This is a genomic window from Paraburkholderia polaris (assembly GCF_012927345.1).
Taxonomy (GTDB): Bacteria; Pseudomonadota; Gammaproteobacteria; order Burkholderiales; family Burkholderiaceae; genus Paraburkholderia; species Paraburkholderia polaris.
Map to the genome: position 1 here is coordinate 91,813 of NZ_JABBGJ010000001.1, position 14,165 is coordinate 105,977.

A 14,165-nucleotide genomic window follows, 5' to 3' on the forward strand; every position below is an offset into this window, starting at 1 on the left:
GCAGTGGCTCCGGCAGCTTCTGCGTTGCCCGGCTTCGCCGGCCGGCGGCGCGACTCATGCGATGCTGCCCGCAAACCTTTCAGCTAATCGCTCCCGCTCGAACGCCTCGACGACGAAATCGACAAACACCCGTGTTTTCGCCGGCAGCAGCGCTCGCGTTGCGTAATAGATCGAAATCGTTCCGGCGTCCGCGTACCAGCGCGGTAGCAATCGCACGAGTTCGCCCCGTCCGATCGACGACAGCGCGTCCGACACGGCCAGCAGCGCAACACCCAGTCCGAGAATCGCGGCCTCGCGCATCGCTGCCGGGTCGTCGACCGTGATGGTCTCGCCGAGTCGCGCAAGCATTTCGCCGCCCACCGTATCGCGCATCGTCCGGTGGAGCACGCGGCCGGTGCGGCTCGAGCGCATCACGATGCCGTCGAGGTCCGCAAGATCACCGGGATCGGTTGGTGGCACGCGGCCGGCCATGTAAGCCGGAGACGCCACCGCCACGAGATGCGCAGGCGCCAATGTGCGCGACACGACGCCCGGTGCGAGCTCGAAACCACCACCCAGCGCTGCATCGTATCCCTCTGCAATCAAGTCGACCTGTCGGTTCTCGAAGTGCCAATCCGGACGAATCATCGGATAGCGGGCGAGGAACGCCGGCAGCAGCGGCATGACGTACGTCATGCCAAACGTCGGCGCCATGCTGACTTTCAGCGCGCCCGCCGGCTCGCTGCGATCGGTCGAGACGGACGCGATCGCTGCCTGCAGCGCGTCCAGACTACCGCCAATTTCCGCTAGAAAGCGCTCTCCCGCCTCGGTCAGCGTGAGCTTGCGCGTCGAGCGTTGGAACAGTCGCGCGCCAAGATTGCGTTCTAGCAACGCAACGTTCCGACTAACCGCAGCGGGCGTCAGCGCAAGACGCCGCGCGGCCGCGGAGAAGCTGCCCGTTTCGGCGCTGCGTACGAACGACTCGAGGTTGGCGAGGGTTTCCATACACGGATCTTAAAGCATTGCTTGAAAATAATTCAAGAAATTACCCGCTAATCATCGAGCAATTAAGGCGGCAACATTCGCTCGTTCGCCTTGGGGAGTGAACGTCACATGTCCTTCCCTTGCCGGCACGGACGGCGGCTTTACCACTTGATTCATCACCCTTCATCAGGAGCATTGTTATGAGCACCATCGGTATCATCGGAGCAGGCGCCATCGGGTCCGCGTTCGCGAAAGCGTTGGCGGGCAAAGGCCTCGAAGCCATCATTGCGAACAGCCGAGGGCCGGCCTCACTCGCGGACCTTGCGCGCGAACTCGGCCCCTCGATCACCCCGGGAACGCGCGAACAAGCGGCCGCGCAGGACATCGTCCTCGTCGCAGTGAACTGGTCGAAGCTGCCGGCCGCCCTAGCCGGGCTGCCGGACTTCGGCGGACGTATCGTGATTGACGCGAACAACCCGATCGAGGCGCCGCTGTTCGAACCAGCCGAATTGCATGGCCAGACGTCGAGTGAAGCATTCGCGGACCTCGTGCCGGGCGCACGCGTCGTGAAGGCGTTCAATCATCTGCCGGCGCACCTCATCTCCGATGATCCACAGGCCGAGGGCGGACACCGCGTGTTGTTCTTCGCAGGAGATGACGCGCATGCGAAATCGGCTGTGAGCGGACTGATCGAGCGGCTCGGCTTCTTCGGTATCGACCTGGGTTCGCTTGAAGGCGGGGGGCGGCTAGTTCAAATCCCGGGCGGCCCGCTGCCTGTGCTGAACCTCGTCAAACTGGGATAGGCAATGAAAGGCGCGGTATGAGGCGCCTTTCACACAAAAACTCAGGCACGCCCCGCGAGCGGCTGCTCTAGTGCGCAAACGGTCACTCCTATACCGAGTTCGCGTACGACAGCTCTGGGTCCGATCGTGCGCATTCGCTGAAGTCGAGATCGGTTGTTCGGTGCCGCCGCATTACGGTACGCCGTGCGGCGAGCCTGCTTGCAGAGGCAACGCCTCAGCGCAAGCACGGAGACTTTCCCGCCGACGATCAAGCCGGCCAACCCGCAAATCAAGCCCTCAACGGCAGCCAGATCTCGAGCCCGCCCATGCCGCTGATGGGATCGAACTTCTCGTCATAGCGCTCGAAATTCGGCGCATCCGCAGGCACATGCCCCGACGCCGGCAGCCATTGATTCCAGATCGTGTTCACGGTGCGCCGGATCGTCGAGATATGCTCGCGATGGCTGAATACCGCATAACGTTGCGCGGCAATGCGTACGCGGCTTAACTCCGCGGGCAGGGCCGAGAAGTCGCTGACTTCGACGCCGCACAGGTAGTCGAAATTGCCCGCGTCATCCGCGTTGTAGCAGACGCCGTAAGCTACTCCGCCCACTTGCCCCGGCACCTCACCGAAGTAGTCGCCAAAGCGCTGCCATTGCGACGGAATGGCTGTGCTGGTGTCGCAGGTATACCGCTCGCTCAGGCCTGCGACGAGAAACGGTTTGCCGTCTTCGAAACGCGGCTGTTCGAAATGTGTGAGAAGGGTTTCGTCCATTTTGATCGGCTCCACGAGGTTGAGATTGTCGAGGTGACCACGCGCGCGCAGCGCTTCGGGCGTGAGTCCGAATTGCTCGCGAAATGCGCGCGTGAATGCTTCGTGAGAACCGTAACCGGCGTCGATGGCGACCGTCAGGATGTCGGGGGCACCGTGGGCGAGGCGCCGTGCCGCTTCGCTCAAGCGACGGGCGCGAACATAGCGCATCACCGAAAGCCCAGTGGCCGCCTCGAAAGCACGCGCCAGATGAAAGCGCGACACGCATCCGCAGTTGGCGATATCGTCGAGCGTCAGTTCGCGGGCAAAATGGCTTTCGATAAACCAGAGCGCTTTTCCAACGGGGTTCATATCGGCTCTCATGTCTGCATGAAGCCAGCATAGCCAAGCGTGATGCGCCGCATTTGATCGCGCTTGCGGTCTTGCAGTTGGGCGTGATCGATTGCCGACACGGCTCGTGTTCGGTCAGTAGTGCTCTGTCTCTGCCGCGTTGCCGGTTGTGGGTGCAGGGCTCGCTGTCGTTACGCCGTGACTGTCTGCATCGGGGTGCGCATCGGCGCCACCTGGCTGCCCCGGACGCAACAGCAAACCGCCCAGCACACCCGCCGCCGCCGCGAAGATCGCACCGAACAGAAACGCCACGTGATAACCGCTATTGAGCGCCGCCGTGGCGCTTTCAGAAGCCTGCATCGCGTCGCTGCGCGCGGCAGCGAGACTCGCGAGCACCGCGAGACCGAGTGCGCCACCCATCATGAACGACGTATTGACGATACCGGACGCGAGGCCCGAATCGCTCGGGTCGACGTCGCTCATGGCAGCCAGCAGCATGGGATTGAACGCGATGCCCGCGCCGAAGCCGAGCAGAATCATGCCGGGCAGCACGTCGAGCACGAAGTTGCCGTTGACCGGTGCGCGTGCGAATAGCGCGAGGCCACACGCCGCGACGAGCAGCCCGACGGCAAGCGGAAGGCGCAGACCGAAGCGCATCACCACACGCGCCGACAGGCCCAGCGAAAAGAACGCCATGATCAGATTGGCCGGCAAAAACGCGAGCCCCACCTGCAAGGGCCGGTAGCCGAGTACGCGCTGCAGATACAACGCGGAGATGAAAAACCACGCGAACATGGCCGCCGCCCACAGCACGCCAATCACGTTGGCGGTGGCGACATTGCGCAGGCGGAACAGACCAAGCGGCATCAACGGATGCTGCACGCGCGCTTCGATAACGAGAAACACGGCCAACAGCGCGAGCGCGGCGAACAGCAGGCCCAGCGTCTGCGCCGAGGTCCAGCCGGCTTCGTTGCCGTTCACGACTGCGTACACGGCGAGCATCAGCGAAGCAGTCACCGTCACCGCGCCAGCCACGTCGAGCCGTTCGCCATGAGCATGGCCGCGTGCCGACGGCAAGAGCGCGACGCACAGCGCGTAGACGGCGATGCCGATAGGCAAGTTGACGAGAAAGATCCAGTGCCAGCTCAGCAGGTTGGTCAGCAGACCGCCGAGCAATACGCCGATGCTGCCGCCCCCCGCGCAGACAAAGCCGTATACGCCCATCGCTTTGGCCCGTTCACCGGTCTCGGTGAACAGATTCATGATCAGCGACAGCGAGACAGCGGAGACAACCGCGCCGCCCAAACCCTGCACGGCACGCGCGCACACCAGCAGGATTTGCGAATTCGCCATGCCGCATGCGAGCGACGCCAGCGTGAATAGCGTGATGCCGCCAAGGAACAGCTTGCGGTGGCCGTAAAGATCGCCGAGCCGCCCGCCAAGCAGCAGGCAGCCACCGAAGGTGAGCATGTACGCATTGACCACCCACACCAGCGAGGTCTCGGTAAAGCCGAGGTCCGCGGCGATCGACGGCAATGCGACGTTCACGATCGTCGTATCGAGCACGATCATGAGCACGCCGAGGCACAGAACGATCAGCGCCAGCCAGCGTTTGTTGCCGTGGATGGAATGGGTCATGCAGGGACTCCTTTGCCGTGGTCAAGCGGATGCAATCGGGTACAAACGGATGCCGGACGTGCCGCCGCTCGGCACGAAGTCGGAAACCCGGTCGGCAACCCGTTGATGGCAATCGGAAATTTTAGTCTAGCACCCGCGACTTTTGACCCACAACTACGAATTCCTGGGCGGCGTTGGCCGTCAATCGCCACCCAGTAGTTCGTACTTGCCGCCGCGCTCCAAGGCCCGCTGATAAGCCGGCCGCGCGTGAATGCGCTTCAGGAAATCGACTACGGCGGGAATCTGCCCTTCCATGCCCCCGCGTGCAGTGGCGGCTTCGAGCGGAAAGCTCATCTGAACATCGGCCGCCGTGAAATCGTTGCCGACGAACCAACCGGTCGCGCCCAATTCCTTATTGATGTAGCCGAGGTGCAGCTTCAACTGCGGATCGATGAAACTCGATTGCAGCGTCGACGCGATCTTGCGGGCGATCGGTTTGGCGAAGAACGGCATCGGCGCGCTGGCGATGCGCAGGGCCACCAGCTTGAGCAGCAGCGGCGGCATCGCTGAGCCTTCCGCATAGTGCATCCAGTACGTGTAACGCAGACGCTCGGGCGTGCCCGCTGCGGGCGCGAAGCGGCCTTGACCGTACTTGTCGACCAGATACTCGATGATTGCGCCCGATTCGGCGATGGTCTGGCCGTCGTCGGTAATGACGGGCGACTTGCCGAGCGGATGGACCGCACGCAACTCGGGCGGCGCCAGCATCGTTTTCGGGTCGCGCTCGTAGCGCTTGATCTCGTACGGCACGCCGAGTTCTTCGAGCAGCCACAACACGCGTTGCGAGCGGGAGTTGTTCAGATGATGGACGATCAGCATGGGTCGAGGGACGTTGGCCTGTGGAGTGTCACATCATAGGGATGTTGTGCCGAGGTGTGGCTCTAGTTGCTCGCCCCTTCGATGAAAGAGGCGGCCATGTGGCGCTTACTCCGATCCCATGCAAAATAGTTGCTGAGGAAAGAAGCGCTACTTAAGAGGCTACGCGAGCGTACGCAATTCAAAGCGTTTGAGCTTGCCGGTTTCGGTGCGCGGCAGCGAACTGATGAACGCGATGACGCGCGGGTATTTATACGGCGCCACGCTTTTTTTCACGAAATCCTGCAGTTGCGCGACCAGTTTGTCATCTGGCGTATAACCTGGGTTCAGCACCACGAAGGCTTTGACGATCTGCCCGCGCGTCTCGTCGGGCACACCGATCACGCCGCATTCGGCCACCGCGTCGTGTTGCAGCAGCACGCTTTCCACTTCCGGTCCGGAGATGTTGTAACCGGCGGAGACGATCATGTCGTCGGCGCGGGCCTGATAAAACACGTAGCCGTCTTCGTCGAGATAGACCGAGTCGCCGGGAAGGTTCCAGCCGTCGCGGACGAACTTCGCTTGCCTTTCGTCGGCGAGATAGCGGCAGCCAGTCGGCCCACGTACCGCGAGTTTGCCGATCGTGCCGGGCGCAACGGGTTGCATGGCGTCGTCCACGGCTTGCACGACATAGCCCGGTACCGCGCGGCCAATGGCATGCGGGCGGATTGCGTCGCCTTGCGCCGAGATGAAAATATGGATCAGTTCCGTGCCGCCGATCCCGTCGATCATTTCAATGCCGGTTGCGTCGTGCCATAGGCGGCGCGTCGAGTCCGGCAAGGCCTCTCCTGCCGAGACCGTTTTCTTCAAGCTTGAAACGTCGTGATGCGCGACCAGCGGCGCCATTTGCCGATAGAACGTCGGCGCGGTGAACATGATCGTCGCGTGAAAGCGTTCGACGGTTTGCAGCAAGGTCTCGGGCGTGAGCCGCTCGATCAGCACGGTCGATGCACCCACTCGCAGCGGAAAGCACAGCAAGCCGCCAAGGCCGAATGTGAAGGCGAGCGGCGGCGTGCCGCAAAACACATCGCTCGATGAAGGCTTTAAAACATGACGCGGAAACAGATCGCACATCGCCAATACGTCGCGATGAAAATGCATGCAGCCTTTCGGTGCGCCCGTTGTGCCGCTGGTGAAGGCGATCAGGCAGACGTCGTCAGCGGCGGTATCGCACGCGGTGAAGTGGTCCGGTTTGTTGACCGCGAGGGTGTCGAGCGAATCGGCGGAATCGTCATGAAACAGGCGCGTCTGTTTCAGGTCCGCGCAGTAGAACTCGTCCTGGGGATTGTTGCAGCGCGCGAGTTCATCGGTCAGGCGTGCGTCGCATAGCGCGGCGCTGACTTGCGCCTTCTCGATGATCTGCTTGAGTTCTTTCGCACGCAGCAGCGGCATGGTGGGCACCACGACAAGGCCGGCCTTCAGCGCGGCGAGCGCCGTCACCGCCATATGCAAGGTGTTCGGTCCGCGCAGCAGCACGCGGTTGCCCGGCTGCAAACCCATTTCATCGACCAGCACATGCGCGCTACGATTCACCAAGGCAAGCAACTCACCGTAAGTGGTCGCTTGCGGCTTCCCATCTACGTCCGACCAGATCGCCGGACGGTCGCGATGTCCCGCTTCGATCGTTCTGTCGAGCAATTCCGTCGCGCAATTGAAGCGAGCCGGGTAGGCAACGTCCGGGTTGTCGAGCAGAAAGACAGGCCATTGATCCTGCGGCGGAAGATTGTCGCGCGCGAAGGTATCGACGTGTGCTGACGGTTCCATCATGGTCTCCCGGGCGTTGAGCCGGCTGAATGCGCTTCGGTTGGCGTGGTGGTTAGGTGTTTCGTATTTCGTGCGCTTACTGAGGAATCACTGCCGTCGCTTCGATTTCAACCTTGGCTTCGTCTTCGATCAATGCGACGACCTGTACCGCGCTCATCGCGATGTCGTAGTCGCCGATCAGTTCGCGAAAGGCACGGCCGATATCTTTTAGCGCGGCCAGGTATTCGCGCTTGTCAGTGACGTACCACGTCATGCGGACCAGATGCTCGGGTCTGCCGCCTGCTTCATGGAGTACGGCGAGTACGTTCTTGAGCGCCTGAATCGCTTGCTGCGCGAAGTCGGTGGTTTGAAAACGCGCCTGTTCGTCCCAGCCGATCTGGCCGGCGATGAACACTTGCGTGCCGATTGCTGCGACGCCGTTCGCGTAGCCGCGCGGCTTGATCCAACCGGCGGGAAGGAGAGATTTTTTCATGAGCGATGCGCCTCGATGGATTCGGGTTGTGGGGCGAACGTCGCGAGTGCTCTCGCGATGTCGGCGGGAATGTCGATGGATGTGCCGCTTTCGAGCGATGTCGTGACCAGCACCTGTTTCGCGCTGAAGCGGGTTTCGTCGCCGTGCTGGCCGACGATCTCGATGCTGATCGAGCGGCGCCCCACATTCGTAACGTTGAGTGACAGGGTGATCGTTTCACCCATCTGGCTCGGCCGTGAAAACTCACAATCGAGTTTGACGATCGGCAAGCCGACACGGCGTTGCGCGATCATCTGCGCATAGTCGATCTGCAGGCCTTCGTTGAACCAGTCTTCGACCAACGCGTTGGTCATCACCAGATATTGCGGAAAGAACACGATGCCGGCGGGATCGCAGTGCTGGAAGCGGATGCGGACCGGTCTTTCGAAGGTCGTGTTCATTTCGCTGCATCCTTGATGACTTCCGCAGCGTGGGCCTTCAGGAGGTCGCGGCCGACAATCAATTGCTGCACTTCGGTCGCGCCTTCATAGATCCGCAACGCACGAATTTCGCGGTACAGCATCTCGACCGCTGTGCCGCTTTGCACGCCCATGCCGCCATAGAGTTGCACGGCGGCGTCGATCACCTGTTGCGCGCCTTCGCTTGCGTGCCACTTGGCCATCGCGGCTTCACGCGTGACGTTTTCGCCTTGATCGCGCAACCAGGCCGCGCGATAGACCAGCAACGCGCTGCTGTCGATCGTCAATGCCATCTGGGCAAGCTTGGCTTGCGTCAGCTGAAAATCGCCGAGCGTTTGCCCGAACATCTTGCGTGACGATGCACGCGAGAGGCCTTCAGCCATGGCATGACGCGCGAAACCCAGCGACGCAGCCGCCACCGACGTGCGGAAAATATCCAGCGTACGCATCGCGAGCTTGAAACCTTCGCCGGGCGCGCCGAGCATCTGGCTGCGCGGCACGCGTGCGCCGGCAAAGTGCAAACGCGCCAGCGGATGCGGCGCGATTACGTCGATGCGTTCGGCGATTTCCAGACCCGGTGTGTCGGCATCGACGATGAAGGCGGTAATGCCGCGCGCGCCTGGCGCTTCGCCGGTCCTGGCGAACACCACGTAGAAATCGGCGATGCCGCCGTTGGAGATCCACGTCTTGTCGCCGTCGAGTACGTAGGCGTCACCGTCTTCGCGTGCGCTCAATGCCATTGCCGCGACGTCCGATCCCGCTTCCGGTTCCGACAATGCGAAGGCGGCGATGGCGGTACCGTTCGCCACGCGCGGCAAATAGCGCGTTTTTTGCTCATGCGTGCCGCCGAGCGAGATCGCGCCTGAGCCAAGCCCTTGCATCGCCAACGCGAAATCGGCGAGGCCGGAATGTTTGGCGAGCGTCTCGCGCAGCAGGCACACGGCGCGTGTGTCGATGGTGTCGCCATTCCCGCCATAAGCAACGCCGCCGACACCGTATTTCAGCCAGCCTGCCGAACCGAGTTCGCGGACAAGTCGACGGCAGGTCGCGTCGACATCATCGTGTTCTACATGCTGGAGATTCTCGCGGCACCATGCTTCGATACCCGCAGCCAATTCGCGATGGCGCGGTTCGAAGAACGGCCAGGCCAGCGCGCTGTGCAGATCCATATCGCCCTTATCGCTGTGAGTGCTCAATTCAATCTCCCTCGAACACAGGACGCGACTTCGCGGCAAACGCGCTATACGCACGTTCGAAATCGCGTGTGCTCATGCAGATGGCCTGGGCTTGCGCTTCCGATTCGATCGCTTCGTCGATGCTCATGCTCCATTCCTGGTGCAGCATCTTCTTCGTGATGCCGTGCGCGAAAGTCGGACCGGCGACGAGATCGGCGGCGAGCTTTTGGGCGTCCGCGAGGAGCGCAGCCGGTTCGCACAGGCGGTTATAGAAGCCCCATGCGTGGCCTTCGTCACCGCTCGCGGAGCGGCCGGTGAACAACAATTCGGCGGCGCGTCCTTGGCCGATGATGCGCGGCAGGATCGCGCAAGCGCCCATGTCGCAACCGGCCAGGCCGACGCGTGAGAATAGAAACGCGAGCTTGCTGCGCGCGGTGCCCAAGCGCAGGTCGGACGACATCGCCAGAATCGCGCCGGCGCCGGCGCATACACCGTCGACCGCGGCAACGATGGGTTGCGGGCAGTGGCGCATCGCTTTGACCAGATCGCCGGTCATGCGCGTGAACAGCAACAGTTCCGGCATTGGCAGATCGATCAGCGGCGCGATGATGTCGTGCACGTCGCCGCCGGAGCAGAAGTTCTCGCCTGCGCCGTGAATCACTACCGCCTTGACGTCGGTCGCATAGGCGAGTTGCCGGAACAGATCGCGCAATTCCGCATACGATTCGAACGTCAGCGGGTTCTTGCGTTCGGGGCGGTTCAGCGTGATCGTCGCGACCTTGTCGGCGACCGACCAGCCAAAATGTCGCGCCTCGTAACCGGCGAGTGTCAGGCGGTTGCCGGCCAGTAGGGCGTCGGCATTGGATCGTGTCATGAGTGTCTCCTTCAGTCTTTCAGACTGTCGAGCAGGTGTTTCTTGAGTTTGCCGAGGCGCTGATGAGTGCGTGATTTTTCGTCGAGGCTCAGGCCGCCGAACAGTTCGACGACCCATTGCTCATGCGCGACTGCCATCTTGTCGAAGGCCTTGCGGCCTGCGGGCGTCAGACACACGCTGATCGAGCGGCGATCGTTCGGATCGGTGTCGCGCGAAACGAGCCCTTCTTTTTCGAGCTGATCGGTAATGCCGGTGACGTTGCCTCCCGTCACCATCAAACGGCGCGACAGCTCAGTCATCTTCAGGCCATCCGGATGACGTTCGAGTTGCGCCATCAAATCGAAACGCGGCAGCGTGGTGTCGAATTCGTTGCGCAGGCGCTTGCGCAGTTCGGCTTGCACGAGATTGGTTGTGGTCAGCATGCGCAGCCACAAACGCAGGCCCATGTGACTATCTGCGCCGGTACTCATTTCCAGATCCACGACGTTCTCCGCTGGGTTGGCGACGCCTTTGCGCGGCGGCTTGGCTTCGGCCGCCGTGGGCTTCTTGATGTTCGATGACTTGGTCACATTACTTCTCCACCGGAGACGGAAATGGATTGGCCCGTGATCGCGTCCGAACCGGGTTGGCAGAGCCAAAGCACGGCGTTGGCGACTTGCTCCGGGCTTACGAACCGATGTTGCGGATTCGAGCGCAGCAAGGTTTCACGCGCCTGCTGTTCGGTGCGTGAAGTCTTGCTGGTGATCTGTTCGAGCGATGCGTGCAGCAGTTCGGTCTCCGTGTAGCCGGGACACACGGCATTGACGGTGACGCCTTTCGTCGCGACTTCCAGCGCGAGTGAACGCGTCAGGCCGATTACACCGTGTTTCGCTGCGCAGTAAGCGGCGACGTAGGCATAGCCGATTTGCCCCGCCGTGCTCGCGACATTGACGATGCGGCCGTGGCCACGTTCGAGCATGCCGGGCAATACGGCGCGCGTGCCGAGGAACACACCGGTGAGGTTCACGTCGAGCATGCGCTGCCAGAGCGCCATGTCGGTGTGTGTGAACGGCGCGGCTTGCGCCTGGCCGGCATTGTTGACAAGGATGTCGATCGCGCCGGCTTGTGTGAATGCTTTCTCGACCGATTCTTCGCTAGTGACGTCAACGCTGATACAGGCGACCTCGCCGAGCCCGTTGAGATTTTCCCGCTGCACATCGAGACGTTGTGCGTTGCGGCCCATCAAGGTGACGTGAGCACCGGCGCGCAGCAGCGCTTCGGCCACTGCCGCGCCAATGCCGCTGCCGCCGCCGGTGACGACAGCGTGCTGTCCTGCGAGCGTTCTGGTGGGCGTGTTCACGTGGTTCCCTCTGCGCGTTGCGCGCGTTCTTGTGGCGACAGGCCGGCATTCGCCGCAGCCTGTGCACGCTCACGTTCGAGATTGCGTTCGAGTTGCGATTTGGCCGCTGTGTAAGGCTTCGGCCACGTCACGTCGAAATAGCCTATTTTTGCGGCTTCATTCAACGTCCACGACGGATTTGCCAGGTGCGGCCGCGCTATCGCGCAGAGATCGGCGCGGCCCGCCGCGATGATGCTGTTCACGTGGTCCGCTTCCGAGATCGCGCCAACGGCGATCGTTGCGATGCCGGCTTCGTTGCGCACACGGTCGGCGAATGGCGTCTGGAACATGCGGCCAAAGACGGGCTTTTCCTGCTTGCTGACCTGGCCCGACGAGACGTCGATCATGTCGGCGCCGGCGGCTTTGAAGGCACGGGCAATTTGCACGGCGTCGTCAGGGGTGGTGCCGCCTTCGACCCAGTCGTTAGCGGAAATACGTACGGAAATCGGCTTGTCTTGCGGCCAGACTGCGCGAATTGCCTTGAAGACCTGCAACGGATAGCGCAGACGGTTCTCGAGCGAGCCGCCGTATTCGTCGGTGCGTTGGTTGGTCAACGGCGACAGGAAGCTCGAGAGGAAATAGCCGTGTGCGCAGTGCAGTTCGAGCCAATCGAAGCCCGCCTCCGCGGACATTTGCGTGGCGCGTACGAACTGCGCTTCGATTTCACGCAGTTCGTCACGGGTGGCTTCGTGCGAGTACTGGCCGACGCCGCTTAGGTATTGCTGTGGCGAAGCGGACACGAGCGGCCAATTGCCTTCATCGAGCGGCTGGTCGATGCCTTCCCACGCAACGCGTGTCGAGCCTTTGGCGCCGGAGTGCCCGAGCTGAATGCCGATCTTCGCGTCCGACTGACCATGCACGAGATCGACGATGCGTTTCCACGCCGTGAGATGTTCCGGCGCGTACATGCCGGGACAAGCGGGCGTGATGCGCGCTTCGGGCGACACGCAAGTCATTTCCGTCATCACCAGTGCGGCGCCGCCCATGGCGCGGGCGCCGAGATGCATCAGGTGGTAGTCGCCGGCGATACCGTCGACGGCGGAGTATTGCGCCATTGGCGAGACGACTACGCGGTTTTTCAGCGTGACGCCGCGCAACGTGAAGGGCGTGAACATCGGCGGGACGGAGTGTTTTCCAGGCGCGCGCTCAATGCCTGAGCGGTGCGCGAGCCAGTCTTCGAAGCCGGATAGGTAGCGCGCGTCACGTTCACGCAGATTTTCGTGCGAAATACGCTGCGAGCGAGTAAGCAGCGAATACGCGAACTGTTCCGGCTCGAACGACGTATAGCGGTCGACATGCTCGAACCACTCCGTCGAATTGCGCGCGGCGTTCTGGATGCGCAGTACGTCGATGCTGCGGACATCCGTGTAGTGCTTCAACGCAGCGGGCAAATCACCCGGATGCGAGCCGATGCTGTTGGCGAGCTCGATCGAATCTTCGAGCGCGAGCTTGGTGCCCGAGCCGATGGAGAAGTGCGCAGTGTGCGCTGCGTCGCCCATCAGCACGATTGGGGTTTGCGTGCCATCGGCGTTGCCACGCCAATGCACCCATTCCTCGTTGACCACGCGTGGGAAGCGAATCCACTGCGATGACCCGCGCAAATGCGCGGCATTTGATAGCAGCGCGTTGCCGTCCAGATACTTGGCGAACAGCTTCTCGCAGAACGCGATGCTGTCTTCCTTGCTCATTTCGTCGAGCCCGGCGGCGCGCCACACATGCTCCGGTGTTTCGACAATGAAGGTGGATGTCTGATCGTCGAAGCGATAAGCGTGGGCCTGGAACCAGCCGAACTCGGTTTCTTCGAAGGCGAACGTGAAGGCGTCGAAGAGTTTCTTGGTGCCGAGCCAGACGAAGCGGCAATCGCGCATGTCGATCGCGGGCTTGTAGGTGGCCGCGTGCTTCTGACGGACTGCGCTGTTGGCGCCGTCGCAGGCGACGATCAGGTCGGCCTCGTAGGTTGTGTCGTCCGTGACCTGGGTTTCGAAAACCAGCTTGACGCCCAGCTCTTCGCAGCGCGCCTGCAGGATATTCAGCAGACGTTTGCGGCCAATGCCGCAGAAGCCGTGGCCCGACGAGCGAATCTGCTTGCCGCGGAAATTGATCTCGATGTCGTCCCAGTGATTGAAGGCGTCGAGGATCGCGTCCGCGCTCGGGGCGTCGGCGGCGCGCAGGTTGCCGAGCGTCTGGTCGGAGAATACGACGCCCCAGCCGAAGGTGTCGTAAGGGCGGTTGCGTTCGACCACCGTGACGTCATAAGCCGGGTTCCGGCCCTTCATTAACAAGCCGAAGTACAACCCGGCCGGGCCGCCGCCGATACAGACGATGCGCATGCTGACTCTCCCACGTGGACTTTGCTCTGGAGGGTAATTTAGGTCTATATAGTTTAGATGTCAAGTAAATGGTGAGGGTGGGGCGGGCTGAAGGAATAGTGATGATCGTAGAAATAAAAAGTGTCAGCGGAAAATAAACAGTGTCACGATTTTGGTGCGGATCCTACGATGTGGGATGGGATAACTTGCCTCCGTCTCTTGCGAAATACCCCCCGGGCGCTGAACCGAGGCTGCTTTCGGCGTCGGCACAGCGGAACTCGCTCGGCATCACGTCGTATGAGATCGGACAAGGCGGTAAGACACAGGTGATGTACACCGACGACATCATCGGCGGG

General features: G+C 62.0%; 13 protein-coding genes. 1 reads left to right on the forward strand and 12 read right to left on the reverse strand.

The annotated features are described in order from the left end of the window. Positions 1-54: 54 nt before the first annotated feature. Positions 55-984 carry a LysR family transcriptional regulator gene (locus HHL24_RS00365; protein ID WP_169483402.1) on the reverse strand — a complete coding sequence of 310 codons (930 nt, stop codon included), beginning with the start codon at positions 982-984 and terminating at the stop codon, positions 55-57. A 179-nt stretch (positions 985-1,163) separates the two neighbouring features. Here HHL24_RS00365 and HHL24_RS00370 point away from each other — a divergent pair, with 179 nt between their 5' ends. Then, the gene (locus tag HHL24_RS00370; RefSeq protein ID WP_169483403.1) at positions 1,164-1,766 is read left to right on the forward strand and encodes an NADPH-dependent F420 reductase; all 603 of its coding nucleotides are present in this window, start codon (positions 1,164-1,166) and stop codon (positions 1,764-1,766) included. 268 nt (positions 1,767-2,034) lie between these two features. On the opposite strand, the gene HHL24_RS00375 is transcribed toward HHL24_RS00370, so the two are convergent. The 11 genes from HHL24_RS00375 to HHL24_RS00425 form a co-directional block, all read right to left on the reverse strand. Further along, positions 2,035-2,868: an AraC family transcriptional regulator gene (locus HHL24_RS00375; protein ID WP_169483404.1), complete on the reverse strand. Its 834-nt coding sequence runs from the start codon at positions 2,866-2,868 to the stop codon at positions 2,035-2,037. Positions 2,869-2,982: 114 nt separating this feature from the next. Next, positions 2,983-4,485 (reverse strand): DHA2 family efflux MFS transporter permease subunit, encoded by a 1,503-nt coding sequence (locus tag HHL24_RS00380; RefSeq protein ID WP_169483405.1) that lies wholly within the window; start codon positions 4,483-4,485, stop codon positions 2,983-2,985. Between the two features lie 180 nt (positions 4,486-4,665). Next, the gene (locus tag HHL24_RS00385; protein WP_169483406.1) at positions 4,666-5,343 is read right to left on the reverse strand and encodes a glutathione S-transferase; all 678 of its coding nucleotides are present in this window, start codon (positions 5,341-5,343) and stop codon (positions 4,666-4,668) included. A 159-nt stretch (positions 5,344-5,502) separates the two neighbouring features. Further along, entirely contained in the window at positions 5,503-7,143 is a 1,641-nt protein-coding gene (locus HHL24_RS00390; protein WP_169483571.1) for an AMP-binding protein, read from the reverse strand. A gap of 76 nt (positions 7,144-7,219) precedes the next feature. Next, positions 7,220-7,615 carry a RidA family protein gene (locus HHL24_RS00395; RefSeq protein WP_169483407.1) on the reverse strand — a complete coding sequence of 132 codons (396 nt, stop codon included), beginning with the start codon at positions 7,613-7,615 and terminating at the stop codon, positions 7,220-7,222. Then, complete coding sequence (locus HHL24_RS00400) at positions 7,612-8,055, reverse strand: acyl-CoA thioesterase (RefSeq protein WP_169483408.1); 444 nt, start codon at positions 8,053-8,055, stop codon at positions 7,612-7,614. The genes HHL24_RS00395 and HHL24_RS00400 overlap by 4 nt, the downstream gene beginning before the upstream one ends. After that, positions 8,052-9,242: an acyl-CoA dehydrogenase family protein gene (locus tag HHL24_RS00405; protein WP_169483572.1), complete on the reverse strand. Its 1,191-nt coding sequence runs from the start codon at positions 9,240-9,242 to the stop codon at positions 8,052-8,054. The genes HHL24_RS00400 and HHL24_RS00405 overlap by 4 nt, the downstream gene beginning before the upstream one ends. A gap of 28 nt (positions 9,243-9,270) precedes the next feature. After that, entirely contained in the window at positions 9,271-10,122 is an 852-nt protein-coding gene (locus HHL24_RS00410) for an enoyl-CoA hydratase family protein (protein WP_169483409.1), read from the reverse strand. An 11-nt stretch (positions 10,123-10,133) separates the two neighbouring features. After that, positions 10,134-10,691, reverse strand: a complete 558-nt coding sequence (locus tag HHL24_RS00415) for a MarR family winged helix-turn-helix transcriptional regulator (protein ID WP_169483410.1) — start codon at positions 10,689-10,691, stop codon at positions 10,134-10,136. Continuing rightward, positions 10,688-11,461 (reverse strand): SDR family NAD(P)-dependent oxidoreductase, encoded by a 774-nt coding sequence (locus tag HHL24_RS00420; protein WP_169483411.1) that lies wholly within the window; start codon positions 11,459-11,461, stop codon positions 10,688-10,690. The genes HHL24_RS00415 and HHL24_RS00420 overlap by 4 nt, the downstream gene beginning before the upstream one ends. Continuing rightward, the gene (locus HHL24_RS00425; RefSeq protein ID WP_169483412.1) at positions 11,458-13,830 is read right to left on the reverse strand and encodes a bifunctional salicylyl-CoA 5-hydroxylase/oxidoreductase; all 2,373 of its coding nucleotides are present in this window, start codon (positions 13,828-13,830) and stop codon (positions 11,458-11,460) included. Before HHL24_RS00425 ends, HHL24_RS00420 begins: the two co-directional genes overlap by 4 nt. Between the last annotated feature and the right edge of the window lie 335 nt (positions 13,831-14,165).